This window comes from Aeromicrobium sp. Leaf289 (genome assembly GCF_001423335.1).
Taxonomy (GTDB): domain Bacteria; phylum Actinomycetota; class Actinomycetes; order Propionibacteriales; family Nocardioidaceae; genus Aeromicrobium.
Window position 1 is genome coordinate 111,076 of sequence record NZ_LMNK01000006.1, and the last position, 26,133, is coordinate 137,208.

Consider the following 26,133-nt stretch of genomic DNA (forward strand, 5'->3'; position numbering starts at 1 on the left):
CCCGTCAGGCGTAGAGCGCCGGGCGCTCGGGGACGACGACCGGCTCGCGTGCGCCCGAGTCCAGGGCCGCGACGCCGGAGGCCGCGACCAGGTTGGCCGCGAAGCCGTCCCACGCCGATGCGCCCACGACCTCGCCGCGCAGTGACGCGTCGACCCAGGCGGAGAGCTCGAGCCGGTAGGACTCGATGAAGTGCTCCACGAAGTCGCTCCCGATCGCAGTGCTGCTCTGCCCCGCGACGCGGCGCACCACGGGGGGCCGGGGCTCGAGCATCGCCGACCCGCCGTCGCCGACCACCTCGACACGCACGTCGTACCCGTAGGCGGCGTTGCAGTAGACCTCGGCCGTGATCATCTGGCCGGCCGCCATCCAGATGGTGGCGACCTGCGGGTCCTTGAAGCCCTCGGCGATCGGCGACTCGACGCGGATGGCCGCGATCTCGTCGTCGAGCAACCACCGGAAGGTGTCGAACTCGTGGATCATCGAGCCGGTCACCAGCGTGGACGAGTCGGTGCTCGTCGCGTTCGTGGCGTTGCGGTGGATCCCGTGCACGAGCTTCACCTGGCCGAGCGACCCGTCGGCGACCGAACCCTTGAGGCTCACGAAGCCCGGGTCGAAGCGCCGGTTGAAGCCGACCTGCACGAACCGGCGACCCGCCGCGACCTCGGCGTCCACGACGCGTCGCGCGTCGTCGGCGGTGACCGCGAGCGGCTTCTCGCACAGGACGTGCTTGCCGGCCTCGATGCCCGCGATCGCCAGGTCGGCGTGGGTGAAGTCGGGCGACGCGATCACGAACGCGTCGACGTCGGCGACCAGCGCCTCGGGCGAGGCCGCGGCCTCACCGCCCACCTCGGCCGCGACGGCCTGGGCGCGGGCGGTGTCCATGTCGAAGACCCGGGTCACCTCGGCGCCGGGGACGCTCGTCGCGAGCGTGCGCACGTGCGCCGCCCCCATCGCACCGGCGCCCACGACGCCGACCTTCAGTCGCTTGCTCACAGGGAGACCCACTTTCGTTCGTCGGAGGACAGGATCATGGCGTCGAGCACCCGTGCCGCGACGAGCGCGTCGTGGATGGTCGCGCCGACGGGCGTGCCGGTGGCGATCGACTCGACGAGACGTCGGGCCTCCACCACCTTCAGGTCGTCGAAGCCGACCGGGTTGTTCGTGCCGGGCTGGAAGGCACCGATCTCCCCGTCGCCCGGGCCGGCGTACTCGGTGGCGTAGAACGTGTCGGTGAAGGCGTCGTCGCGCGCCGACGCGACGCGCAGCTCGTTCATGCGACGGAAGTCCCACGCGACGGCCCCGCGGGTGCCGTGGACCTCGAAGCCGTAGGTGTTCTGCTCCCCCACGGCCACGCGACTCGACTCCAGCACGGCTCGTGAGCCGTCGGCGAGGCGCAGCAGGGCGCTCACGTAGTCCTCGTTCTCGACGTCGCCCAGCGCGCCGGCACCCTTCTCGTAGTGCATCGCACCCGGCACGGCCTCGCGACGCTGCGCGATGAAGGTCGCGCGGTCCACGACCAGCTCGGCGACCGGCGCCACCACGTACCCGAGCAGGTCCGTCGCGTGGCTCACGAGGTCGCCCAGCACGCCCGAGCCGGAGAACTCGGTCCGGAAGCGCCAGGACAGTGCCGCGTCGGGATCGGCGGAGTAGTCGGCGAGGAACCGGACGGTGGAGTGCTCGATCTCGCCGATGGCTCCCGACGCGACGATGCGCCGGGCCCGTTCCACGGCCGGCACGTTGCGGTAGTTGAACCCCGCGGCGGCCTGCACGCCGGCAGCCTCGACCGCAGCCACGATCTCGGCGGTCTCCCCGGCGTCGCGGCCGGCGGGCTTCTCGACCCAGAGGTGCTTGCCCGCCTGCGCCGCGGCGACCGCGACGTCGCGGTGGATGAAGTTGGGACCGGTCACGCAGACGAGGTCGACCTCCGGGTGCTCGACCAGCTCGCGCCAGTCCGAGAGCAGGTGCTCGAACCCGTACGCGGCGGCGGCTCGCGCCGTCCGGTCGTCGGGGGCGTTGTCGGCCACCGCCACGAGGCGGGGACGCAGCGCCGTGTCGGGGTAGTGCTGGACGAGCCGCGTCAGGGCTCGGGCGTGCACCTGGCCCATCCAGCCGAAGCCGACGACGCCGACGCGCAGCTCGGGTGTGCTCACGGGGTCCTGCCTCTCCGCCGTCGCGACGGCGATCGTTCGTGGGTGCCGGGTGGGGCCCGGCATGGGGCGCGCCGGGCGCGGACAGCGCGACACGGTCGGCCGGGTCCCCCTGGCTCCCGGCCGACCGCGCGGTCGAGGGTCAGGCCTCGGCGGCCATCTCCTGCGCGATCTCGCTGTCGTCGCCCATCGTGCGGGCCAGCTCGTGCGCCAGGGACTCCAGCTCGGCGCCACCGGCCATCATCGAGGTCAGCTCGTCGAGCGTGATCTCGGACTTGGCGTAGTCACCCATGCTCTTGCCGCGACGCAGCAGCATGAAGCGGTCGCCGACCGGGTAGGCGTGGTGCGGGTTGTGGGTGATGAACACGACCCCCAGACCACGCTCGCGGGCCTTGGCGATGTACTTCAGCACCACACCGGACTGCTTGACGCCCAGGGCGGCCGTCGGCTCGTCGAGGATCAGGACCCGGGCGCCGAAGTACACCGCGCGGGCGATGGCCACGCACTGGCGCTCTCCACCGGAGAGCGTGCCGATCGGCTGCTCCACGTCGCGCAGGTCGATGCCCATCGCCGCGAGCTCGTCGCGCGTGGTGCTCTTCATGAACTCGACGTCGAGCTTCTTGAACGGCGCGACGCCCTTGCGGACCTCGCTGCCGAGGAAGAAGTTGCGCCACACCGGCATGAGCGGCACGACGGCGAGGTCCTGGTAGACCGTCGCGATGCCGGCGTCGAGCGCCTGCCGCGGGTTCGAGAACGACGTGGACTCGCCGTCGACGACCAGCGTCCCGTCGGTGTGCTGGTGCGCACCGGCCAGGATCTTGATGAACGTCGACTTGCCCGCGCCGTTGTCACCCAGCACGCAGGTGACCTCGCCGGCCTTGACCGTGGTGGAGACGTCGGACAGCGCGATGATGTTGCCGTAGCGCTTGCCGATGTCCTGGACCTCGACGATCGTCGTGCCGCGCGCCGGCGGCTCGGTGGTCGTGACGGTGGACTCCGTGGACTTCTTGCTCATCGGGACAGCTCCGCTCGCTTGCGTACCCATTCGTTGAGGAGGACCGCTCCCAGCAGCATGATGCCGAGGAACGCCCGGAGCCAGTTGTTGTCCCAGCCCGAGTAGACGATGCCCTGGTTCGCCATGCCGTAGATCAGCGCGCCGAAGGCAGCGCCGATCGCCGAGCCGTAGCCGCCCGTGAGCAAGCACCCGCCGACGACGGCACAGATGATGTAGATGAACTCCTGGCCGACACCCGTGTTGGACTGCACGGTCGACGTCGTGAACAGCAGCAGCATGCCGACGAGCCAGCCGGCACCGGCCGTGGTCATGAAGAGCCCGACCTTGGTCTTGAAGACCGGCACACCGACCTGGCGTGCGGAGACCTGGGCGCCTCCGACCGCGAAGATCCAGTTGCCGACGCGCGTGCGCAGCAGAACCCAGGTGGCCACGGCGGTGATGGCCAGCCACCACCAGACGGACGCGAAGACCGCACCGCCCGCGATGTCGACCGACGAGCCGAAGATCGCCTTCGGCTGGTCGTAGAACGGCACCTGCGCCATGCCCTGGATCGCCACCTGACCCGTGAGGGCCTTCGTGAGGGCGAGGTTGATGCCCTGGAGGACGAAGAACGTGCCGAGCGTGACGATGAAGCTCGGCAGCCCCGTCCGCATGACGATCACGCCGTTGAAGAAGCCGACCGCCAGCGCGAGGGCCAGCGAGACGACGATCGCGGCCCAGATGTTGAGGCCGTACTCCGTGCAGAGGATGCCGACCGCGAGCCCGGTGAACCCGGTCATCGCGCCGGCCGAGAGGTCGAACTCCCCGCCGATCATGAGCAGGGCCACGGCGACGGCCATGATGCCGATCGTGGAGGCCGAGCGCAGCCAGGTGCTGGCTCCGCTGGAGGTGGCGAAGGCGCTGGTGGTCAGCGCGAAGAAGCTGAAGATGACGATGACGGCGACCAGCGCGCCGATCTCGGGTCGCTTGAGGAGCTTGGTCAGCGTCGACGTCTTCGCGACGCGTTCATCGGCGACGGAGGCTGTCGTCATGGTGTGGATGCCTTTCGTGGAGGGTGGGCGGCGGGGGCCCGGACGACGTCGGTGCGTCCTCTCGGGCCCCCGCCCGTGACCGCTGCGTCAGCGCGTGCCGTCCTCGGCGAACTTCGCGACGTCGGCCGCGTTGTCCTTCGTGACGAAGGCGGGGCCGGAGTTGATCGGCTGGCCGCCGCCGACGTCGTTGCCGTTGATGCTCTTGAGGTAGAGCGTCGTGACACCCAGGAAGCCCTGGACGTAGGGCTGCTGGTCGACGGCGAACAGGATCTTGCCGTCCTCGATGTTCTTCACCACGTCGGCCGAGAGGTCGAACGTCGCGACGGTGGCGTCGCTGCCGGCCGCGTCGACGGCCGAGACGGCGTCGATCGCGTACTGGCCACCGAGCGTCAGGACGACGTCGATGTCGGAGTCGGCCTGCAGCTTGGAGGTGATGGTCGAGGTGACCGCGTTGTCGTCGGTGCCGTCGACCTGGAGGTTCTCCATGTCGCCGCCGAACGTGCCGGCCGCAGCCTTGCAGCGCTCCTCCAGACCGACGTTGCCGGCCTCCTGCACGACGCAGATGCCCTTCTTCAGGCCCTCGCTCTTGAGACGCTCGCCGACGGCCTCGCCGGCGATGGACTCGGACTGGCCGATGTGGGTGATGGCGCCGAACTCCTGCCAGCGATCGATGCCGGAGTTGATCGAGACGACCGGGACCCCCGCGGCGACGGCCTTCTTGATGCTGCTCTCGAGACCGTCCGGGTTGGCCATGGAGACCACGATGCCGTCGACCTTGTCGGCGACCGCGCCGTCGATCAGCTGCGACTGCTTGGCCGGGTCGGGGTCGTTGCTGTAGTTGATCTCGACGCCGTAGTCCTTGCCGGCCTGCTCGGCACCGCTCTTCACCCGGTCCCAGAACGCGTCACCGGGGCTCGAGTGCGTGATGACCGCGTACGTGAGGTCCTTGGACTCGGCCGTGTCGTCCTCCTGGCCGGTGCCGCTGCACGCCGCCAGGAGGGCGCCGGCGACGATGACCGCGCCGGCGAGCTTGAGCTTCTTCATGCGGGGGTTCTCCTGTTCTCGGGGCCTGCGGGTCAGGCCCTCCGTGACCTCGTCTGGTGCGACGCGTCACAGTGTGCCCCACTTCACAGCAGGGACGGGTTCATTGTCAAGACATATTGACGAAACGTTTCACGCCGTGTTGCATGGCCTCACAAAGGAAGGACTTTGACGTGTCGGACACAGCCCAGCACATCCAGCTCGACCGCTCCAGCCCGGTTCCCCTGTACTTCCAGGTGGCCGCGCAGCTCGAGCGCGCCATCCTGGACGGCCACCTGGGTGCCGGCGCCAGAATCAGCGACGAGATCAGCCTCGCCGGCCACCTCGGCCTCTCGCGGCCCACCGTGCGCCAGGCGATCCAGGTGCTCGTCGACAAGGGCATGCTGGTGCGCAAGCGCGGCGTCGGCACCCAGGTCGTGCACGGCAAGATCAGCCGCTCCGTCGAGCTGACGAGCCTGCACGACGACCTGCGGGCGGCCGGCCAGGAGCCCCACACCAAGGTCGAGTCCTACGAGCGCATCCCGGCCACCGAGGAGCTCGCCAACGAGCTGCGGGTGGACGTCGGCGCCGAGATCTGGTCGCTCGAGAGGGTCCGGTTCGTCGGGTCCGCCCCGCTCGCGCTCATGCACAACTACCTGCCGGTCGAGGTGCTCGACCTCGACACCGTCGACCTCGAGCGGGAGGGGTTGTACGAGTCCCTGCGCAACGCCGGCGTGCTCATGCGCGTGGCCAAGCAGCGCATCGGCGCACGCAAGGGCGATGCTCGGGAGTGCCGCCTGCTCGAGGAGCGGCGCTCGGCCCCCCTTCTCACGATGCAGCGCACCTCCTACGACGACGCCGGCAACGCGGTGGAGTTCGGCACCCACCTGTACCGGCCGGACCGCTACTCCTTCGAGATGACGCTGGTCGACCGCTGATCGCGGCCGCGCTTGCAGCGCGATATATGTCCTGACATTTGTTTGTCATGACAAACAGTTGACATGGTCGTCGTGACGAACGTAACGTCGTCCACGTCGCACCCCGCCCGGCAGAGAGGCCGCCATGAGCACCATCCCCGAGGTCCTGACCTACGGCAGGGCAGGCGTCGACGTCTACCCGCTGCAGATCGGCGTGGGTCTCGAGGACGTCGAGAGCTTCGGCAAGTTCCTCGGCGGGACCACGGCCAACGTCGCGGTCGCCGCGGCGCGGCTGGGTCACCGGGTGGCTGCGCTCACCGGTGTCGGCGACGACCCCTTCGGACGGTTCGTCCGGCGGGCGTTCCGCGACCTGGGCGTCGACGACTCGCACGTCGTGGTCGTGCCCGAGCTGGCCACGCCCGTGACGTTCTGCGAGATCTTCCCGCCCGACGACTTCCCGCTGTACTTCTACCGCAAGCCCAGCGCCCCGGACATGAACCTGACCGTCGACCAGGTCGACCTCGAGCTCGTGCGTGCCGTGGACCTGCTCTGGGTGACCACGAGCGGGATGAGCGAGGAGCCGAGCCGCTCGACGCAGCTCGCGATGCTCGAGGCACGTTCCTCGGCGGGGGTGCCGGGCCACGGGCGGCATGACGGCTCGGCACGTCAGGATCGGCACCACACCGTGCTCGACCTCGACTACCGCCCCATGTTCTGGTCCGACCCCGCGGACGCCACGGTCCAGGTGCAGAAGATGCTGCCCCACGTGAGCGTCGCGGTCGGCAACCGCGAGGAGTGCGAGGTCGCCGTCGGCGAGACCGATCCCGACCGCGCCGCCGACGCCCTGCTCGACGCGGGCGTGGAGCTCGCCGTGGTCAAGCAGGGCCCGAAGGGCGTGCTCGCCAAGACCCGCCACGAGCGGGTCGAGTCCCCGCCGATCCTCATCGAGCCGGTCAACGGCCTCGGCGCCGGCGACAGCTTCGGCGGCTCCCTCGTGCACGGCCTGCTGGCGGGCCTCCCGCTGGAGCAGCTGCTGCGCAACGCCAACGCCGCCGGCGCGATCGTCGCGTCGCGCCTCGAGTGCTCGACCGCCATGCCCACCCAGGACGAGATCGACGAGCTCGTCCGAGAGCGCTTCCCGCAGGAGTCGTGACCCGCATGTCCCCCACCCCCCAGGACCCGACGACCCCCTTCGTCGCCGACATCGCCGCGCTGCGCGAGGTCCGGGCGCACGATCCCCAACGCGTCACGAAGCTGCTGAGCTCGCGCCGTCGTCGGCCGCTGCTGCCGGCCGACGGACGCCTGATGATCGTCGCGTGCGACCACCCCGCCCGCGGTGCCCTCGCCGCGACGGGCAACCCGACGGCGATGGCCGACCGTCACGAGGTGCTCGCCCGTCTGGTCACCGCGCTCGGCCGTCCCGGCGTCGACGGCGTGCTCGCGACGGCCGACGTGCTCGAGGACCTGCTGCTGCTCGGCGCGCTCGAGGACAAGGTGGTCTTCACCTCCATGAACCGTGGGGGCCTCGCCGGCTCGTCCTACGAGATGGACGACCGCATGACGGGCTACGACGTGCGGGGCACGATCGACGCCGGGTTCGAGGGCGCCAAGATGCTGACCCGCATCGACCTGGACGACCCGGGCACCCTGCGCACGCTGGAGACCCAGGCGGCCGCCATCACCGAGCTCAACCGCGCCGAGGTCGTGGCCATGGTCGAGCCGTTCATGTCGAGCCGGCGCGACGGCAAGGTCGTGAACGACCTCTCCCCCGACGCCGTCATCAAGTCCGTGGCCATCGCCCAGGGGCTCGGTGCCGCGAGCGCCTTCACCTGGCTCAAGCTGCCCGTGGTGGAGGAGATGGAGCGCGTCATGCGGTCCACGACGCTGCCCACGCTGCTGCTGGGCGGCGACCCGACCGGCCACCCCGAGACGGTCTACCGCAGCTGGGAGCAGGCCCTGGCCCAGCCCGGGGTCCGTGGCCTGATGGTCGGCCGCACCATGCTCTTCCCCCACGACGACGACGTCGCCGGCGCCGTCGACACGGCCGTGGGACTCGTCCGGTGACCCCCTCGGACACCGGCGGGGGTGCCGGGCCGCGGGCGGCGACCGACTGGGTCGTACCCGCCGGCGAGGGCGCCGGCGACGGCTTCGACCTCGCCGTCGTCGCGGGCGAGCGGGAGGGCTGGTCGCACACCAGCCTGTGGACCGTGACGCTGGCCGCCGGCGAGAGCCGCACCGTGGCCGCACCCGGCCAGGAGCTGCTGGTCGTGCCGCTGTCCGGCAGCACCGAGGTGACCGTCGGCAGCACCGCCGACGGGGAGACCTTCACCCTCACCGGGCGCTCCGACGTGTTCGCCGGACCCACCGACGTGCTCTACGCACCGCTCGACGCCGCCGTCACGCTGACGTCGGCCGACGGTGGTCGCTTCGCGGTCTGCGGTGCCACGACCGACGTGGTCCTGCCCGCCCGGCACCTGCCGGCGGCCGAGGTCCCCGTCGAGCTGCGCGGGGCCGGGCAGAGCAGCCGCCAGGTGCGGAACTTCGGCACCGTGGGCGTCCTCGACGCCGGGTCGATCATCGCCTGCGAGGTCATCACCCCGGGCGGCAACTGGTCCAGCTACCCGGCGCACAAGCACGACGAGGAGTCCGAGCACGAGTCCGCCCTCGAGGAGATCTACTACTTCGAGGTGCAGGACGGGCCGCAGGGCCAGCCCGGTCTCGGCTTCCACCGCACCAGCTCGACGCCCGCGGGCGAGATCGACGTGCTGCACGAGGTGCGCGACCGCGACACCGTGCTCGTCCCCCACGGGTGGCACGGACCGTGCACCGCGGCCCCCGGCCACGACATGTACTACCTGAACGTCATGGCCGGACCGGGCGCCGAGCGCGCGTGGCTCATCAGCGACCACCCCGACCAGACCTGGGTCAGGTCCACCTGGGAGCACCAGGAGATCGACCCCCGACTCACCGAAGGCGACTGACATGACGCAGACCCGACGGCTCACCGTCGCGCAGGCCACCATCGCGTTCCTGGGCGCGCAGTACTCCGAGCGCGACGGCGTGGAGCACAAGCTGTTCGCCGGGGCGTTCGGCATCTTCGGCCACGGGAACGTGGCCGGCCTCGGTCAGGCACTGCTCCAGGCCGAGCTCGAGGACCCCGACCTGCTCCCCTACGTGCTCGGCCGCAACGAGCAGGCCATGGTGCACTCGGCCGTGGCGTACGCCCGGCAGAAGGACCGGCTGCAGACCTGGGCCGTGACGACGAGCGTCGGGCCGGGCGCGACGAACATGGTCACCGGCGCCGCGCTGGCGACGATCAACCGGCTCCCCGTGCTGCTGCTCCCCGCCGACACGTTCGCCGACCGCAGCGCCTCGCCCCTGCTGCAGGAGCTCGAGCTCCCCCAGTCCGGCGACGTCACCGTCAACGACACCTTCCGCGCCGTGTCGCGCTACTTCGACCGTGTGTGGCGCCCCGAGCAGCTGCCGTCGGCGCTGCTGGCGGCCATGCGGGTGCTCACCGACCCGGCCGAGACCGGAGCCGTCACGATCTGCTTCCCGCAGGACGTGCAGGCACAGGCCCACGACTGGCCGGTCGAGCTGTTCGAGAAGCGCGTGTGGCACGTGGCTCGCCCGGTGCCCGAGCGCTCGCTGGTCGACGTCGCCGCCGAGACGATCCGCTCGGCACGGCGTCCGGTGCTCGTCGCCGGCGGCGGCGTGCACTACAGCCAGGCCACCGAGGCGCTGGCGGCCTTCAGCGAGGCCACCGGGATCCCCGTCGGCCAGAGCCAGGCCGGCAAGGGCACCCTCGTGTACGACCACCCGCAGTGCCTGGGTGCCATCGGCTCCACCGGCACGACGGCCGCGAACGCGATCGCCCGCGACGCCGACCTGGTCATCGGCGTCGGCACCCGCTACTCCGACTTCACCACCGCCAGCCGCACGGCGTTCCAGGCCGAGGGCGTGCGCTTCGTGAACGTGAACGTCGCGGCGATCGACTCGGTGAAGCAGTCCGGCCTCGCGATCACGGCCGACGCCCGCGAGACGCTCGACGCCCTGCGCGTGGCGCTCGACGGCCACCGCGTCGACGACGCCTACGTCGAGGAGTACCAGCGCCTCGCGGCCGACTGGGACGCCACCGTCGAGGCAACCTACGTGCCCGAGACGCCCGACCGCGGTGCGGGCGGCCTGCCCACGCAGGGCGAGGTGCTCGGCCTGGTGAACGAGCTGTCCGACCCGCGCGACGTGGTGCTCTGCGCCGCCGGCTCGATGCCCGGCGACCTGCACAAGCTGTGGCGCACGCGCGACAGCAAGGGCTACCACGTGGAGTACGGCTACTCCTGCATGGGCTACGAGGTGGCCGGCGGGATCGGTGCCGCGATGGCCGAGCGTGGAGATCGCGACGTCTTCGTCATGGTCGGCGACGGCTCGTACCTGATGATGGCCACCGAGCTCGTGACCGCGGTGCAGGAGGGCGTGAAGATCATCGTCGTGCTCGTGCAGAACCACGGCTACGCCTCGATCGGCTCGCTGTCGGAGAGCCTCGGCTCGCAGCGCTTCGGCACCCGCTACCGCTACCGCGCGGAGGGATCCGGCCGGCTCGACGGGGAGAAGCTCCCCGTCGACCTCGCGGCGAACGCCGAGAGCCTCGGCGTCGAGGTCGTGCGCGTGGACTCGGCCGGGGCGTTCGGCAAGGCCGTCACCGCGGCCAAGGAGTCGCCGACGAGCACCGTCATCCACGTCGAGACCGACCCGCTCGTCCCTGCACCGAGCAGCGAGTCGTGGTGGGACGTCCCGGTCAGCGAGACCTCCACCCTCGAGTCCACCCAGCAGGCCTACGAGACCTACCGGTCCGCCAAGGCCGACCAGCACCTGCACCTCACCCCGCCGCCCACGCCGGGCGCCTAGGCACGACGCCGCCCACATCCCGGCACCCCCGCCGGAGGCGACCGCCCCACCCCACCAGCACCTGCACCACCGAGGAGAAGAGCCACCATGGCCACCACCGTCAACCACTGGATCAACGGCGCGCCCGTCGAGGGCACGAGCGGACGCTTCGGCGACGTCACCAACCCCGCCACGGGCGAGGTCACGTCGAGCGTGTCGTTCGCGTCCGAGGACGACGTCGCCGCAGCCGTCGCCGCAGCGAAGGCCGCGTTCCCGGCCTGGCGCGACACGTCGCTCGCCCGCCGCACCCAGGTCATGTTCGCGTTCCGCGAGCTGCTGAACGCCCGCGCCGACGAGCTGGCCGCGATCATCACCTCCGAGCACGGCAAGGTGCTCTCCGACGCCGCCGGCGAGGTGGCCCGCGGCCAGGAGGTCGTGGAGTTCGCGTGCGGCATGCCGCACCTGCTCAAGGGCGGCTTCACCGAGAACGCGTCCACCAACGTCGACGTGCACTCGGTGCGTCAGCCCCTCGGCCCGGTCGCGATCATCAGCCCCTTCAACTTCCCGGCGATGGTGCCGATGTGGTTCTTCCCCGTCGCGATCGCCGCCGGCAACACCGTCGTGCTGAAGCCGTCGGAGAAGGTCCCGACGGCCGCGGTCTGGATGGCGGAGCTGTGGAAGGAGGCCGGTCTGCCCGACGGCGTGTTCAACGTGCTGCACGGCGACAAGGTCGCCGTCGACGGGCTGCTCACCAGCCCCGACATCAAGAGCGTCTCGTTCGTCGGTTCCACCCCCATCGCGCAGTACGTCTACGAGACCGGCACCGCGCACGGCAAGCGGGTCCAGGCCCTGGGCGGCGCGAAGAACCACATGATCGTGCTGCCCGACGCCGACCTCGACCTCGCCGCCGACCAGGCCATCAACGCCGGGTTCGGCTCCGCGGGCGAGCGCTGCATGGCGATCTCCGCCGCCGTGGTGGTCGGGGACGTCGCCGACACGTTCGTGGCGAAGGTCAAGGAGCGCGCCGAGGCGCTGCGCACCGGTGACGGCACCCGCGGCTGCGACATGGGCCCGCTCGTCACGTCGCAGTCACGCGACCGCGTGGCCGGGTTCGTCGACGCGGGCGAGGCCGCCGGCGCGACGCTGGTGGTCGACGGCCGCAACCCCGAGGTCGACGCTGCCGGTGAGGGCTTCTTCGTCGGCCCCACCCTGTTCGACCACGTGAGCCGCGACATGAGCATCTACACCGAGGAGATCTTCGGCCCCGTGCTCTCGGTGCTGCGCGTCGACTCCTACGAGGAGGCCCTGGAGCTCATCAACAGCAACCCCTACGGCAACGGGACCGCGATCTTCACCAACGACGGCGGCGCCGCCCGGCGCTTCCAGAACGAGGTCGAGGTCGGCATGATCGGCATCAACGTGCCGGTCCCCGTGCCCATGGCGTACTACTCCTTCGGCGGCTGGAAGAACAGCCTGTTCGGCGACACCCACGCTCATGGCACCGAGGGCGTGCACTTCTTCACCCGCGGCAAGGTCGTCACCTCGCGCTGGCTCGACCCCAGCCACGGCGGCATCAACCTGGGCTTCCCCCAGAACGCGTGACGCTGAACGCGTGACGCTGAACGCGTGACACCGCACGCCTGACGCAGCGCGCGACTCGGCGCGCCTGACGCTCCACCGACCTGCGGCTGCCACCGCACGGCGAAGGGCCCCGACCTCACGGTCGGGGCCCTTCGTCGGTGGTGGGAGCACCTCCCGGGCTCGCGCCGGCTCGACGGAGGATGCGCCGCCGCGGCTCTCGCTCGGGGTCGTGCTGCGCTGCCGCTGCTCCCGCCTGGGGTGGTGCTGCGCCGCCGCGGCTCTCGCTCGGGGTCGTGCTGCGCCGCCGCGGCTCTCGTCGGACCTGGTCTCCGAGAGGGCCTCGACGGAGCGGACGCGCCCGGGCCACCCCGAGGTCGCCGGGTGCGGCCGGGCGACGCAAGGTTCTGCGTTCATGCAGGCAACGTCCGAGGATGCTGCGTTCGTGTCCGGATCCCGCCTCGAACGCAGCATCGTTGGGGCTCGCACTCACGAAGGCAGAATCCTGCGTCCCCCGGCTCCGCCGCGGCGGTCCCACCGCGACGGACGGGCCCCGCGCAGCTGCGCGGGGCCCGTTCGTCAGGGGGTCGGGGCGGATCAGGCCAGCAGGCCCTCCACGTAGGCGAGGCAGCGGCGCACGTCGGCGACCGGACCTTCGCCCTCGGGCTCGCCGTCGGTGAGCATGAGGTCCTGCTCGAGCACGTACCAACCGGTGTAGCCGTGACCCTCGAGGGCGCTCACCATGGCGGCGACGTCGACCGAGCCGCGGCCCAGGACCTGCCACATGCCGTCGGCGACGGCGTCGGAGAAGGTGACCTCGCCGGCCACGACGCGGGCGGCCTTCTCGGCATCGACGTCCTTGAGGTGGACGTGGCCCACGCGGTCGAGGTTGGCGAGGGTGATGGCGACGGGGTCGGCGCCGGCGGCGGCCAGGTGACCGGTGTCGACGCACAGGCCGATGTGCGAGCCGTCGAGGACCTGCTGCACGTCGGCGGCGTTCTCGACGATAGTGCCCATGTGCGGGTGGATCACGGCCACGACGCCGCGCGAGACGGCGTGGTCGGCGATGCGGTCGAGGTTCGCGTTCAGCGTCTTCCACTGCACGTCGTCGAGCACGGGACGTGCGTCGTAGCCCTCCTGGCCGGTGGCCGCGGCCAGCACCACGACGCCCGCACCGGACGCGAGACAGGCGTCGATGAAGCGGTCGACCTCGGGCAGCGGGTCGTGGTCGGCGTCGAACAGCACGACGGGCAGGAACCCGCCGACGGCGGCGAGGCCGTACTGCTCGAGGAAGGCCGCCTTCTCGACGGGCTCGTCCGGCAGGAAGCCGTCGGGACCGAACTCGGTGGCGGTCAGGCCCAGCTCGCGCATCTCGCCGAGGACTCGGTCGGCGGGCAGCTGCAGGCCCCAACCGGGAACCTCGCAGACGCCCCACGAGATGGGAGCGCCCGCGACACGCGTGCGGACGGAAGCGGTGGTCGACATCGGGCGATGTCCTTTCAACAGGGGCGTCATTTGTCGTGACAAAGAGGGACGTCCCTAGTGTGGGCGCGCTCACAGGCCTACGTCAAGCCCATGTCCTGACATACTGACGTGGATTTCCTCGCACGCCCATGCCACTGACACCGACCCGGGCGGATCGGTGTCAGTGGGCCTCGATCAGCCCAGCGCCTCCGCGTCGCGACGCAGGGCGTCGAGGGTGCGGTGCATGCCGTCGAGCAGGTCGACGTCGTGGTTCTCGGCGCCGCCCATGAACCACTTCCCCGCCAGCCGCACGGTCAGGCCTGCGCGCGGCAGGGCCGTGCGACGCTCGACGACGCGCGTGCCGGAACCCTCGGGCGTCAGCTCGTAGGACCACTCCACGTCGGTCGGGCCCACGTGGAACGCCAGGGCTGCCGAGCCGTCGTGGGTCGGCGGCTTCCACCGGGTGATGCGGGTTGTCGTGGGCCAGACGACGGCACCCTTGCGGTTGACGTTCAGGCCGCGCGAGCCGACCTTCGGCGCAGCAGCGATGAACATCCGTACGGTCTCGGGACTGCGCTCGCTCATCGAGCGCAGGTCCGACAGCAGGGTCCACACGGTCTCGACCGGAGCGGCGACGACGACCTCCGCCTCGAGGGGCGGCAGACCCTGGCTCGGGAACTCAGGCGGCACGGGCGGTCCGCTCGACCTCGGACTTGATCCGCCGGAGCGTGTGCGCGATGCCCTGCTCGAGCTCGGTCTCGAACGCGTCGGTGCCGCCGAGGACGTGCTTGGTGAGCAGGTTCGAGAGGTTCGAGACACCGTTCGGGGCGGTGCGCGACTCCGTCAGCCGGGTGCGGCCACCGTCGAGCGCCTCCAGGCGGTACGTCCAGACCGTGCCGTTCTCGGCGACCTTGAGCGCCAGCTCACGCTCGGGCTCGAAGACCTTCACGTACGAGCGCGTGGGCCACACCTTCCAGCCCTGGCGGTTGACGTTGATGGTGCGGGCGCCCTGCTTGACCTCGCCTCCGCGGATGATCATCTTCTTGCACTGCGGGCTCCACTCCCCCATGCGCTTGAGGTCGGACACGACGGCCCAGACGGCGGCGGGTGTCGCGTCGATCTCGACGGAGTCCTCGATCAGGCTGCGGTTCGGCACGGTGGTCCTCCAGAGGGTGGTGCGGGGGCGGGGTGGGTCGTTCGAAGAGGGACGAGGGGCCCGGGCCTAGGCGCGACCGGAGGCGGAGAGGGCACGCACGGGACGGTGACCGGCGCGCACCCACTCGACGATCCAGTCGCCGACCGTCGGGTGGTTCAGCAGGGCGAAGTGGTGGGCGCTCGGGACGTACTCGAAACGGGCGCCTTCGACGACCGGGCCGGTGCGTCCGACACCGGTGGCCGAGGAGAAGTGCACCAGCAGGTCGCCGAGCACCGCGCTCACGGCGTGCCGCTGCGTGGCACCGAGCGTGCCGGCCACGAAGTGGTACTCGGCGTGCGGGAGCGGCGCCGCGGCGATGCGGTCGAGGCCCCAGGCGCGGGTGAGGTCCTGACCCTCCCACTCGTCGGCGGAGATGTAGCCGTGGCGCAGGTCGACGATGCCCGCGGACCGGGTGTCGAGGATGGTGCTGAACGGACGCGACTCCGGCAGGAACCGGAGCACGGACGACCCGAGGTGGGCGACCTTCTCGAGGTTGGCGCCGGCATGCGGCGTGCCCAGGCAGACGACGTCTCGCACGAGGTGCTGCCACGTCTTGCCGCCCGCGGTGGCGTGGTTGGTCGCGGCCCGCACGACCAGGCCACCCATGGAGTGGCCGACCAGGGTGATGCGCGAGACGGCGGTGGGCCAGACGTCGACGAGCTGGGTGAGCAGTGCGTCGAGGTGCTTGCCGTTCTCGGAGATGTGCAGGCCGGTGTTGTACCGGACCATGACCGGCGTCGCGTCGGTCTCGGTGGTGAGCCGCGACGCGTAGGTGGAGCCGCTGACCTTCGAGCCCAGGTCCCACGACTCGTCGTCCTCGCACAGACCGTGCAGGAACACCACGAGGTGGCTGGAGGCACCCCGGAAGGCCTCGGCGACCTGCCACTCGGTGACCGGGAGGTCCTCCCCGTCGACGCGCACCGACATGACGATCGCCTGGGGGTCGTCGAGCATGCGCAGCTCGTCGCCGATGAGCCCGTTGACGGCGGCGACGACGCTGCGGCCGAACCGGCTGGACTCGACCGGCGACCCCACGCCCCGCGCGGAGAGGGCGCGCACCGTGCCGCTGCCGACCCTCAGCACCCCCGACACCGCGCCGTAGACCGAGGTCACGACCGCGTCGTGCAACGACTCCGGGACCCGTCCGCCCACGACCCGCGTGGCGCGGAACGCCCGCGCCGCAGCCGCCTGGTGCACCTCGCGGACCGTGCCCACGACCAACCGGTCGAGGTGGTCGAGCGCGAGCGCTGCCACGTCGGTGGTGCGTGCAGGTGTGCCGGACATGTCTACATACTGCCGGTATCCGGACGCGATGGGAACCGGGAGTGGTGAGGTTCTCAGCGATTTCCCGGCCGACCCACCGGACCGGACCCGGACGCACGACGGCCCGGCACCCCCAGGGGGCGCCGGGCCGGCGTCGGACGACGTCGCGTCAGGCCTTGTCGGACTCCTCGGAGGCCTCGGACTCGGCGTCGGCGGACTCGTCGTTCGTCTCGACCTCGTCGTCGGCGATCGAGCCGTCGGCGCGCAGCTTGCCGAGCTCGAGCACGGTGCCGGAAGCGTCCTTGACCGTGGCCTGCTGCATGAGGGTGGCGAGCGCCTTGCCGCGCAGCACCTCGCTCACCATCTCGGGCACGTGGTTGTGCTCCATGATGTGCTGGATGTAGGAGTTCGGGTCCTCGCCCGACTCCTGGGCGCGACGCATGATGTGCTGCGTCAGCTCGTCGTTCTCGATGCCGATCTCGGAGTCGGCGACGACCTGGTCGAGCACGAACTGGGCGACGATCGAGTCGCGGACCCGACGCTCCAGCTCGGCCTCGAACTCCTCGGCCGTCTGGCCCTCGTCCTCGAGGTAGGTGTCGAAGGAGATGCCGGCGTACGAGAGCTGCTGCATGATCTGCTCGCGGCGGCCCTGGAGCTCCTCGGCGACGACGGTCTCGGGCAGCGGCGCCTCGACCGTGCCGACGACCTCCTCGAGCACGAGGTCGCGGGCCTCCGCGGCCTGCTCCATGCGCTTGCCGCGCACGAGACGCTCGCGGACGTCGGCCTTGAGCTCATCGACGGTGTCGAACTCCGACGCCGTCTGGACGAACTCCTCGTCCAGGTCGGCGACCTGGCGCTCCTTGACGTCGTTGAGGGTGACGGTGACGTCGACCGGCGTGCCCTTCAGCTCACCGCCCACCAGCTCGGTGGAGAACGTCGTCGTCGCGCCCTTCTCGAGGCCGATGAGCGCCTCGTCGAGGCCGTCGAGCAGCGTGCCCGAGCCGATCGTGTAGGGCAGGCCCTTGGCGTCGGCGCCCTCGATGTCGGCACCGTCCTTGTCGCGCGCGACGAGGTCGATGGTCACGGCGTCGCCGTCGGCGGCCGCACGGTCGACGTCCAGCGTGACGGCGAAGCGGTCGCGCAGGGCGTCGATCTGCTCGTCGACGTCGGCGTCGGTGACCTCGGCGTCGGCGACCTGGACCTCGATGGCGGCGAGGTCGGGCAGCTCGATCGTCGGGCGCACGTCGAGCTCGGCGGTGATCTCGATGTCCTCACCGTCGGAGAACTTGGTGAGGTCGATCTCGGGCTGGCTCAGCGGCTGGATCTCGGCCTGCTGCAGCGCCTCGCTGTACCAGCCGGGCAGTGCGCCGTTGATGGCCTCGTCGAGGACGGCGCTGCGGCCGATCCGCTGGTCGACGATGGCCGCCGGCACCTTGCCCTTGCGGAAGCCGGGGATGGTGATCTGCGCGCCGATCGTCTTGTAGGCCTTGTCGAGGCTGGGCTGGAACTCCTCGAACGGCACCTCGATCGTGAGCTTGACGCGGGTGGGGCTCAGGGACTCGGTGGTGCTCTTCACGTCGTGCTGCTCCTGCGGTGATGGGGGTCGGGGTGCGTGCCGCATCCGCACGTGACGTGCTGCGGGCACGGGAGGTCGCGCTGGCTCTCCGAGCCTGCGGCAGGACCTCCGGCCAGTCTCTCACGGCCCACCAGTCCAGGGCGAACCCGCACTGCCCCCGACCGCAGGGGCTTCATGAGAGAGCCCTCATGACCGGCTCATCACCGCCTCATGGTGCGTCGCTGTGATGAGGGCAGTCGAGCGGCGACGCTCCCCACCCCATCCCACTCCTGGAGGACCACCATGAAGCGCACCACCTTCGCAGCAGCAGCGGCCGCCGTCATCGGCGTCGTCCCGCTCGCCCTCGTCGTCACCTCCCCCGCCCAGGCCGCGTCCTCGTACTCCTGCGGCGGCTACAAGGCCACCATCGTCGGCACGAACGGGGCCGACGAGATCGAGGGGACTCGCGGACGTGACGTGATCGTGTCCCTCGGTGGCAGCGACGAGATCGACGGCAACGGCGGCAACGACGTCATCTGCTCCGGCTACGGCAACGACGAGGTCGAGGGCGGCACGGGCGCCGACCTGGTCTACGCCGGGTACGGCAACGACGACGTGGACGGCGACTCCGGCAACGACCGTCTGCACGGTGGTCCCGGGCGCGACGAGCTCGACGGTGGCGCGAGCCGCGACAAGGTCTACGGCCAGGACGGCAACGACCTCGTCGAGGGCGGAGCTGCGAAGGACGTCGTGAGCGGCGGCAAGGGCGACGACCGCGTCTACCAGGGCAGCGAGCCCGACGACGACTGACCGCCAGGCGGTGCGGAGGGGTCGGGCTCCCGAGGCCCGGCCCCTTCACGCGTGGTCCTCGCCGTGGGGTCGCCGTCAGACGGGGAGCACGCGCGCGGAGCCCGACCGGACGCGACGCGCGGCGAGCAACCGCGACGACGCGTCGGGATCGCGACGGTCGCTGATGGCGTGCCACTCCCACCTCGCCTCCGAGGGCGTCAGCTCCACCACGCTGTAGCCGTGGTCGTCGAGGTTGACGAACCGCACGTGCGGGTTGAGCGCACCGATCGCCTCCTCCATCGCTAGAGAGACGGTGCGTGGCGCCGTGCCCATGAAGTCGTCGACGTTGTTGCTGGTGATCGAGCTGCACACGAGCTCCGTGGCCACCGGCCGGCCGTCGAGCTCCACCTCGTTGGCCCACGCCGTGTGGACGTCGCCGCTGAGGAACACCACGTCGCCGACGCCGGCGTCGGCCAGACCCTGCAGCAGCCGCCGACGCTCGGCGGGATAGCCGTCCCACGTGTCGGTGTTCGGCTCCGGGGAGCCCCAGGTCATGGGGTCGGTCGTGTCGCGCAGCGCCAGCTCCTCCCCGCGCGGCCGCGGCGGCATGAGCATCGGCGCCACCATCACCGGGTTCCCGACGAGCTTCCACCGGGCGGTCGAGGCCGCGAGCCCCTGCGCCAGCCAGGACTCCTGGTCCGTGCCGGTGAGCGTGCGCCGCTCGTCGGCGAGGGCGACGTCGCGCGGCTCGACCCGCTCGTCTCGGCGGCTGCGCAGGTCGAGCATCGTCAGCTCGACGAGGCTGCCGAAGCGGAAGCGGCGCTGGATCGTCGTGCCGTCGCCGACCGTCGCCGTGCCCGACAGTCGCACCGGCATCCACTCGTCGTAGGCCCTCAGCGCGGCGTCGCGTCGGCGGGTCCAGGGGCCCTCGGTCGCGGGGTCGTGCTCGTACGCACCCTCGGGGAACCAGCCGTCCGCGACCTCGTGGTCGTCCCACGTGGCGATCATCGGCAGGGCGGCGTGCAGGCGGCTCAGGTCGGGGTCGGTCTTGTACTGCGCGTGCCGGCGCCGGTAGTCCTCGAGCGTGACGGTCTCGTGCGGAGGGTCGTGGCGTCTCACGTCGGTCCAGTCCGCTCCGTGGGAGTAGCGACCGGGCTCGTACTCGTAGAGGTAGTCGCCGAGGTGCACGACGGCGTCGAGGTCGTGGTCGAGCAGGTGGCGGTAGGCGCCGAAGTGGCCGGCCTGCCAGTTGGCGCAGCACACCACGCCGAGCCGGAGCCGGTCCACGGCCGCGTCGACGGCCGGGGCGGTCCGGGTGCGACCGGTGACCGTGTCCGGTCCGTGGGTGAACCGGTACCAGTAGGTCGTGGCGGGTCGGAGCGCGCGGACGTCGAGCTTCACGGTGTGATCTCGTCCGGCGTCGGTGCTCGCCGTGCCCTCCGCCACCACGTCGGCGAAGCCGTCGTCGAGCGCCACCTGCCAGGCCACGTCGGCCGGGCCCCCGCGTCCCGAGCCGGGCGTGGCGTCGGGCGCGGGCGAGACGCGGGTCCACAGCACGAAGCCGTCGGGCAGCGGGTCCCCGGACGCCAGTCCGTGCTGGAAGTGCTGGTGCCGACTGGCCGGCGCGGCCGAGGGCCGCAGGGTGGAGGCGACGACCCCGGCGCCGACGGTGAGTCCGAGACCGCTGACCACGAGGTCACGTCGGCTCATCGGGGCTCGGCGGCGGGTGGGGGGCTGGCGGGGTGTCCCGGTCCTCACCCCTCCAGTCAGGCAGGGGCGGGGTACGGGACGGCGATGCCGCGGTGAACGGGGCGGGACGACCAGGAGACGGTCCGGCCGCGGAAGCCATCGGCCCCGTCCGGTGTTGACGACGACGTGAGGCCCTCGCTGCTCGACCGCTCCCGGACCCGCGTCGGCCGCCCCGACGGCGAGGGGCTGACGGGAAGCGTGGAACGTGCCGTCTGGGCCGAGCAGCTCGGCTACGAGCGCTTCTGGGTGGCCGAGCACCACGGCGTCCCCGGCATCGCCAGCGGGTCACCGCCCGTGCTCATGGCGGCGATCGGGGCGGCGACGTCACGCATCCGGATCGGGTCGGGCGGCATCATGCTCCCCCACCACCAGCCGTTCGTGGTGGCCGAGCAGCTGCGGATGCTCGAGGCGCTGAACCCGGGTCGCGTCGACGTCGGGCTCGGCCGGTCGTCCGGCTTCACCCCGCCCGTCCGTGCCGCCCTGCGGGAGGCCGCGGACGCCCCGGACCGCTTCGCCGACGACGTGCGCGAGCTTCGCGACCACCTGACCGGCGCGGGCACGGTGACGGTGCGGCCGCAGGGCGGCCCCGTCCCGATGTTCCTGCTCGCCACCGGCCGGGGCATCGCCCTGGCCGCCGAGCTGGGTCTGCCCGTGGTCGTCGGTGGACCGGTGCTGTGGTCCGACGAGCTGCCGAAGGCCCTCGCGGGCTACCGTCGCAGCTTCGTGCCCTCGTCGGAGCAGGACCGACCGTCGGTCGTGGTGTCGGCCGACGTGCACGTGGCCGACGACGTCAAGACGGCCCGCGAGCTGGCGCTGCCCGAGGCGTGGGCCATCGCGGTCTCGCGCCGGACGGGCGAGTTCCCACCGCTGGAGTCACCCGCGTCGATCCGCGCCCAGGCCTGGCCCGACCAGGTGCGCAGGCGCGTGGAGACTTCCCTGGACCACGCGATCGCCGGGGACGCGGCCACCGTGCGGCGCACCCTCGAGCACCTGGCCGACCGCACCGGCGCCGACGAGCTGCTCGCCTCCACCTCCACGTGGGACCGCGAGGCCCTGCGCGCCGCCGACACCGCCCTCCGCGCCCTTGTCTGATCCCCCCATCGGTGGATCCGCAACATCAGCGCCCGCATCGGTGGATCGTCAACCGCAGACGTCCGCCTACGGTTGAGGATCCACCGATGGGGGGCGGGCATGGGGGTGGAACACCCGGTCGGTCCGTCGTGTTGACCCGAGCATGACCACCATCGGACTCATCGGCAGCGGACACATCGGCAGCACGGTCGCACAGCTGGCCGTCGACGCGGGCTACGACGTCGTGCTCAGCAACCGTCGCGGCCCCGACACCTTGACCGAGCTCGTCGACCGCCTCGGGCCGCGCGCCCGCGCGGCCACACCCCTCGAGGCAGCGGAGGCCGCCGACATCGCGGTCGTCACGGTGCCGTTGAAGGCGCTGTCCGACGTCCCCGTCGAGCCGTTGCGGGGCAAGGTCGTCATCGACACCAACAACTACTACCCGCAGCGCGACGGCCAGGTGGCGCGGCTCGACGACGAGTCGACCACCACGAGCGAGCTCACGCAGGAGCACCTGCCCGAGTCCCACGTCGTGAAGGCGTTCAACAACATCTACTTCAAGCACCTCGGGACGCTGCAGCGCCCCAGCGGTGACCCGGAGCGCTCCGTCCTGGCCATCGCCGGGGACCACGACGACGCCAAGCGCACGGTCACGGAGGTCCTCGACGCCCTCGGCTACGACGCGTACGACGTCGGCCCGCTCTCGGAGGGCTGGCGCTACCAGCGCGACACCGCTGCCTACGCCGGGCTCTACATCGACCCCGAGACCGGCGACGTCGACGCGCCGCCGCGCCAGGTCACCGCGGACCTGCTCCGCGAGAAGCTCGACGCGGCGCAGCGCTACCGCGACATGTGAGATGCGGTCGGGCCGGATCACTCGGCCCGCCGCCGTGGAACCAAGGGCGCGTGGCGGAATTCGTCGGGTGGCTCTTCGCCTCGGTCATCGACAGCATCCTTTACAGCGGACCCGGAGCAAGTCGGCGAGCGTACGAGGCATACCGGGACGCATGGAAGCTGGAGTGCGGGGCGGCGTCGGAGGAGACTTTGCCCACGCTCCGAGGACAGTTCAAGCAGCACTCGTGTCCAGGCGCCTACGCCGACCCCGACGGGGTCCCCTTGATCTCCTGGGTCGAGTCATGGCGGGAAGGAGTTCCGCCGCGTCACGCAAGCAGGACTGCGCGCCGCTTTCGACCTGCGAAGGCCTGACCAGCAGCCGTCGACCCAAGGAGAACTCGTCAGGACCCCACCCAGCTGGTGGCGGGACGCTCCTCGCGCCGGTGGTTCGCCCGTGTCGCTGTCGCCAGTCGCCGTATGGTCGGGATGACAGGATTTGAACCTGCGACCCTCCGCTCCCAAAGCGGATGCGCTACCAAGCTGCGCTACATCCCGGTGCCGCCGGACCCGCACCAGCGGCGACGGCGGACGTCAGCCTACGCCAGCGGGTGAGACCCCCCACAGTCGCCGCGATTCGGAATGCGTCGTCGCGCAGATGGTTGAACAGTGAAGGAGATGGGCCGCCCGCGGCCCCACCCGGACAGCGTCCGGGACACCCGAGCTGAAGGAGAGACATGACCACCGTCTTCGACCCGATCACCGTCGGCGCCTGGGAGCTGCCGCAGCGCTTCGTCATGGCGCCGCTGACCCGCAACCGCGCCGAGGCCGGAGGCGTGCCCGGAGCCCTCGCCGCCGAGTACTACGGCCAGCGCGCCGGTGCCGGGCTGATCGTCACCGAGGGGACGCAGCCGTCGGCCGTCGGCCAGGGCTACCTCGCCACCCCGGGCCTCCACTCCGCCGAGCAGGTCGAGGGCTGGCGAGGCGTCGCCGAGGCCGTGCACGCCGGCGGCGGTCGCGTCGTCGCGCAGCTGATGCACGCAGGACGCATCGCCCACCCGGACAACAAGGACGGTCTGGACACGGTCGCCCCGAGCGCCATCGCCGCCCCGGGCGAGATGGTGACCGCCGAGGGCCAGAAGCCGCACCCGGTCCCCCGCGCGCTCGAGACGCCGGAGATCGCCGGCGTCGTCGAGGAGTTCGCACAGGCGTCGCGCAACGCCGTCGCGGCCGGGCTCGACGGCGTGGAGGTGCACGGCGCCAACGGCTACCTGCTGCACCAGTTCCTCGCGCCGTCCACGAACGAGCGCACCGACGAGTACGGCGGCAGCCCCGAGAACCGGGCCCGCCTCACGGTCGAGGCCGTGCGCGCCGCCGTCGAGGCCATCGGTGCCGACAAGGTCGGCCTGCGCATCTCGCCTGCGCACAACATCCAGGGCGTGCTCGAGGAGGACGCCGACGACACGCGCGCCACCTACCTCGCGCTCGTCGACGGCATCGCCGACCTCGGCCTGGCCTACCTGAGCATCCTCGGCGACCCCGCGAGCGACCTGTTCCGCGAGCTGCGCAGCCGCTTCGGCGGCGTCGTGATCGCGAACACCGGGTTCACCGAGGTCACGGACCTCGACGAGGTCAAGCACATCGTCGACGGCGACCTCGCCGACCTCGTGGCCGTGGGCCGCCCATTCCTGGCCAACCCCGACCTCGCCGACCGCTGGCGCGACGGCGCCGAGCTCAACGAGCCCGATCCGTCGACGTTCTACGGTGGCGGCGCCGAGGGGTACACCGACTACCCCACGCGCGACGCGGCCTGAGCCGACGCGCTCCGACGAGCCCCCGACCCGCCCGGGTCGGGGGCTCGTCTCGTCCTGCCGGGTGCGCCGGTGGGTGCGACGATCGGGGCATGGCAGACGTCGTGGTGGTGGGAGCCGGCGTGTCCGGCGTCGCGTGCGCTCGTGAGCTGGAGGCCGCAGGACACACGGTGGTGCTGCGCGACACCGGCCGTCGACCCGGCGGCCGCATGGCCCTGCGCCGCTACGGCGACCGTGTGGTCGACATCGGTGCCAGCTACTTCACGGTCCGCGGCGACGCCTTCGCCGCCGTCGTGGACGACTGGGAGCGCCGAGGGCTCGCGCGACCGTGGACCGACACGTTCACGGCATGGTCCGACGGCGAGCGGGAGCCGAAGCCCGGCCCCGTCCGGTGGTCCGCGCCCCACGGGCTCCGTTCCCTCGTCCAGGACCTGGCCGAGGGCCTCGACATCCGCAGCGCGGACCCCGTGGAGCACGTGACCGTCGGGGAGCGGCCGAGCGTCGACGGGCAGCAGACCGACGCCGTCGCGCTCGCCATGCCTGACCCCCAGGCCCGCAGGCTCGTGGCGCCCGGCACTGCCGCCCACGACGCCCTCGACGACCCCTACGAGCCGGCCCTCGCCCTCACCGTCGGCTGGGAACGGCGCACCTGGCCCGAAGAGGACGGCGTCTTCGTCGGCGACCAACCCGACCTGACGTGGGTCGCCGACGACGGGCTGCGCCGTGGCGACCGGGCCCCGGTCCTCGTCGCTCACAGCACCGCCGAGCGCGCCCGCCGGCACCTGGCCGACCCCGCCTCGGCCGCCGACCCGATGCTCGCCGCGCTGCGTGAGGTGGTCGACGTGCCGGGCAACGAGCCCTCGCTCGTCCACGTGCAACGGTGGACCTTCGCCCGCCCCGCACAGGAGCGCGAGGCGCCCTTCCACCTCGACGACGACGGCATCGGCGCGTGCGGCGACTCCTGGGGCCCGTCGTCGTCCGTCGAGGCGGCCTTCGTGTCCGGCCGCGCCCTCGGTCGCGCGCTCGTCGAGCGACTCGCCTGACCGAACCGACCGCCGGACGATCTCTGCGCCGCGCACGAACCTACGCTGGCCGCATGGACGCCGTGGTCGAGCTGGTGCGCGGACGACTGCCGGCGTGCGGCTCCACCACGGTGGTGGCGATCGACGGTCCGAGCGGGTCCGGCAAGTCGTCGCTCGCGGACGAGCTGGCGGGACGGACCGACGCGGTGGTGCTGCGGACCGACACCTTCGTGCCGGGATGGCGAGGGTTGTCGCAGATGCCCCCCGCTCTGGCCCGCGACCTGCTGGCCCCCCTCGCACGTGACGAGGTCGCACGGCCCCGACGGTGGAGCTGGGTGCGCGACACCTGGCTGCCCGGCCTGCCGGTCGAGCCCGCACCGCTGCTCGTGCTCGACGGCTGCGGCAGCGGCTCGCGACCGCTCCGCCCCTTCCTGAGCGCGCTCGTCTGGGTCGAGGCCGACGTCGAGACCCGCAGGACCCGCGCCCTGGCACGCGACGGTGAGGCGTACGAGCCGTGGTGGGACGTGTGGGCCGCGCAGGAGCGCGCCCTGTTCGCCGCGGAAGGGACCCGCAGCGCAGCCGATCTGGTGCTCCGGACCGATCGCCCCTGACGACTCGGGACCTTCGTCACGCATTCGAACGTGTGCTTGTTTCCCGTCTGATCCTGCCTCTAGAATGGGGGTAGATCAGTAGGAGGAAGCATGAGCGTCGCCGCACTCGACACCCACCCGGTGCCGTCGTGCGTGCAGAACCTCGAGCTTTGCCTCGACGCGATGACCACCGACGCGTG

Annotated in this window: 22 protein-coding genes, 1 tRNA gene and 1 pseudogene; 12 read left to right on the forward strand and 12 right to left on the reverse strand. The window is 71.7% G+C overall.

What is annotated here, in order from left to right:
• Positions 1 to 4: 4 nt before the first annotated feature.
• The 5 genes from ASF37_RS16165 to ASF37_RS16185 all read right to left on the reverse strand — a co-directional run bounded on the left by ASF37_RS16165 (position 5) and on the right by ASF37_RS16185 (position 5,238).
• The gene (locus tag ASF37_RS16165) at positions 5 to 994 is read right to left on the reverse strand and encodes a Gfo/Idh/MocA family oxidoreductase (protein WP_056575811.1); all 990 of its coding nucleotides are present in this window, start codon (positions 992 to 994) and stop codon (positions 5 to 7) included.
• Positions 991 to 2,151, reverse strand: coding sequence for a Gfo/Idh/MocA family protein (locus ASF37_RS16170; protein WP_235500016.1), 1,161 nt, complete (start codon positions 2,149 to 2,151; stop codon positions 991 to 993). Before ASF37_RS16170 ends, ASF37_RS16165 begins: the two co-directional genes overlap by 4 nt.
• Before the next feature lie 139 nt (positions 2,152 to 2,290).
• The gene (locus ASF37_RS16175; protein WP_056555188.1) at positions 2,291 to 3,163 is read right to left on the reverse strand and encodes an ATP-binding cassette domain-containing protein; all 873 of its coding nucleotides are present in this window, start codon (positions 3,161 to 3,163) and stop codon (positions 2,291 to 2,293) included.
• Positions 3,160 to 4,194 (reverse strand): ABC transporter permease, encoded by a 1,035-nt coding sequence (locus ASF37_RS16180; protein WP_055965043.1) that lies wholly within the window; start codon positions 4,192 to 4,194, stop codon positions 3,160 to 3,162. The genes ASF37_RS16175 and ASF37_RS16180 overlap by 4 nt, the downstream gene beginning before the upstream one ends.
• An 87-nt stretch (positions 4,195 to 4,281) precedes the next feature.
• The gene (locus tag ASF37_RS16185) at positions 4,282 to 5,238 is read right to left on the reverse strand and encodes a sugar ABC transporter substrate-binding protein (RefSeq protein WP_055965040.1); all 957 of its coding nucleotides are present in this window, start codon (positions 5,236 to 5,238) and stop codon (positions 4,282 to 4,284) included.
• Positions 5,239 to 5,408: 170 nt separating this feature from the next.
• Here ASF37_RS16185 and ASF37_RS16190 point away from each other — a divergent pair, with 170 nt between their 5' ends.
• The 6 genes from ASF37_RS16190 (at position 5,409) to ASF37_RS16215 (ending at position 12,617) form a co-directional block, all read left to right on the forward strand.
• Positions 5,409 to 6,152 (forward strand): GntR family transcriptional regulator, encoded by a 744-nt coding sequence (locus ASF37_RS16190; RefSeq protein WP_235493001.1) that lies wholly within the window; start codon positions 5,409 to 5,411, stop codon positions 6,150 to 6,152.
• A gap of 124 nt (positions 6,153 to 6,276) precedes the next feature.
• Positions 6,277 to 7,284 (forward strand): 5-dehydro-2-deoxygluconokinase, encoded by a 1,008-nt coding sequence (gene iolC / locus ASF37_RS16195; protein ID WP_056575808.1) that lies wholly within the window; start codon positions 6,277 to 6,279, stop codon positions 7,282 to 7,284.
• Positions 7,285 to 7,289: 5 nt separating this feature from the next.
• A complete protein-coding gene (locus ASF37_RS16200) occupies positions 7,290 to 8,195 on the forward strand; it encodes a hypothetical protein (RefSeq protein WP_055966351.1) in 906 nt (301 codons plus the stop codon).
• Positions 8,192 to 9,112 carry a 5-deoxy-glucuronate isomerase gene (gene iolB / locus ASF37_RS16205; RefSeq protein ID WP_056575805.1) on the forward strand — a complete coding sequence of 307 codons (921 nt, stop codon included), beginning with the start codon at positions 8,192 to 8,194 and terminating at the stop codon, positions 9,110 to 9,112. Before ASF37_RS16200 ends, iolB begins: the two co-directional genes overlap by 4 nt.
• A 1-nt stretch (position 9,113) precedes the next feature.
• Positions 9,114 to 11,036, forward strand: coding sequence for a 3D-(3,5/4)-trihydroxycyclohexane-1,2-dione acylhydrolase (decyclizing) (iolD, locus tag ASF37_RS16210; RefSeq protein WP_056575802.1), 1,923 nt, complete (start codon positions 9,114 to 9,116; stop codon positions 11,034 to 11,036).
• A gap of 87 nt (positions 11,037 to 11,123) precedes the next feature.
• Complete coding sequence (locus ASF37_RS16215) at positions 11,124 to 12,617, forward strand: CoA-acylating methylmalonate-semialdehyde dehydrogenase (RefSeq protein WP_056575799.1); 1,494 nt, start codon at positions 11,124 to 11,126, stop codon at positions 12,615 to 12,617.
• Between the two features lie 573 nt (positions 12,618 to 13,190).
• On the opposite strand, the gene ASF37_RS16220 is transcribed toward ASF37_RS16215, so the two are convergent.
• The 5 genes from ASF37_RS16220 to tig all read right to left on the reverse strand — a co-directional run bounded on the left by ASF37_RS16220 (position 13,191) and on the right by tig (position 18,091).
• A complete protein-coding gene (locus tag ASF37_RS16220; RefSeq protein WP_055965020.1) occupies positions 13,191 to 14,078 on the reverse strand; it encodes a TIM barrel protein in 888 nt (295 codons plus the stop codon).
• Between the two features lie 174 nt (positions 14,079 to 14,252).
• The gene (locus tag ASF37_RS16225) at positions 14,253 to 14,747 is read right to left on the reverse strand and encodes an SRPBCC family protein (RefSeq protein WP_082506567.1); all 495 of its coding nucleotides are present in this window, start codon (positions 14,745 to 14,747) and stop codon (positions 14,253 to 14,255) included.
• A complete protein-coding gene (locus tag ASF37_RS16230; RefSeq protein ID WP_056575795.1) occupies positions 14,737 to 15,213 on the reverse strand; it encodes an SRPBCC family protein in 477 nt (158 codons plus the stop codon). Before ASF37_RS16230 ends, ASF37_RS16225 begins: the two co-directional genes overlap by 11 nt.
• 66 nt (positions 15,214 to 15,279) lie before the next feature.
• Positions 15,280 to 16,536: an alpha/beta hydrolase gene (locus ASF37_RS16235; protein WP_055965015.1), complete on the reverse strand. Its 1,257-nt coding sequence runs from the start codon at positions 16,534 to 16,536 to the stop codon at positions 15,280 to 15,282.
• Between the two features lie 148 nt (positions 16,537 to 16,684).
• The gene (gene tig / locus ASF37_RS16240; protein ID WP_056575792.1) at positions 16,685 to 18,091 is read right to left on the reverse strand and encodes a trigger factor; all 1,407 of its coding nucleotides are present in this window, start codon (positions 18,089 to 18,091) and stop codon (positions 16,685 to 16,687) included.
• Between the two features lie 282 nt (positions 18,092 to 18,373).
• Here tig and ASF37_RS16245 point away from each other — a divergent pair, with 282 nt between their 5' ends.
• Positions 18,374 to 18,880 carry a calcium-binding protein gene (locus tag ASF37_RS16245; protein WP_055965009.1) on the forward strand — a complete coding sequence of 169 codons (507 nt, stop codon included), beginning with the start codon at positions 18,374 to 18,376 and terminating at the stop codon, positions 18,878 to 18,880.
• A gap of 75 nt (positions 18,881 to 18,955) precedes the next feature.
• Here ASF37_RS16245 and ASF37_RS16250 read toward each other — a convergent pair whose 3' ends face one another.
• Complete coding sequence (locus ASF37_RS16250) at positions 18,956 to 20,569, reverse strand: alkaline phosphatase (RefSeq protein ID WP_056581702.1); 1,614 nt, start codon at positions 20,567 to 20,569, stop codon at positions 18,956 to 18,958.
• A gap of 165 nt (positions 20,570 to 20,734) precedes the next feature.
• Between ASF37_RS16250 and ASF37_RS16255 the strand changes: the two genes are divergently transcribed.
• Together ASF37_RS16255 and ASF37_RS16260 are read left to right on the forward strand one after the other, a co-directional pair.
• Positions 20,735 to 21,700: an MsnO8 family LLM class oxidoreductase gene (locus tag ASF37_RS16255; RefSeq protein WP_056581703.1), complete on the forward strand. Its 966-nt coding sequence runs from the start codon at positions 20,735 to 20,737 to the stop codon at positions 21,698 to 21,700.
• 112 nt (positions 21,701 to 21,812) lie between these two features.
• Positions 21,813 to 22,535, forward strand: a pseudogene (locus ASF37_RS16260) (NADPH-dependent F420 reductase); the annotation flags it as partial.
• A gap of 456 nt (positions 22,536 to 22,991) precedes the next feature.
• Here the strand turns inward: ASF37_RS16260 and ASF37_RS16265 are convergent.
• Positions 22,992 to 23,068: transfer RNA gene (locus tag ASF37_RS16265), tRNA-Pro, on the reverse strand.
• 179 nt (positions 23,069 to 23,247) lie between these two features.
• On the opposite strand from ASF37_RS16265, the gene ASF37_RS16270 reads away from it, so the two are divergent.
• From ASF37_RS16270 to ASF37_RS16280, 3 genes are all read left to right on the forward strand, one after another.
• A complete protein-coding gene (locus ASF37_RS16270) occupies positions 23,248 to 24,324 on the forward strand; it encodes an alkene reductase (RefSeq protein ID WP_056581706.1) in 1,077 nt (358 codons plus the stop codon).
• A gap of 89 nt (positions 24,325 to 24,413) precedes the next feature.
• Entirely contained in the window at positions 24,414 to 25,364 is a 951-nt protein-coding gene (locus ASF37_RS16275) for an NAD(P)/FAD-dependent oxidoreductase (RefSeq protein ID WP_056581708.1), read from the forward strand.
• 53 nt (positions 25,365 to 25,417) lie between these two features.
• Complete coding sequence (locus ASF37_RS16280; protein ID WP_055964994.1) at positions 25,418 to 25,954, forward strand: AAA family ATPase; 537 nt, start codon at positions 25,418 to 25,420, stop codon at positions 25,952 to 25,954.
• Positions 25,955 to 26,133: the final 179 nt, after the last annotated feature.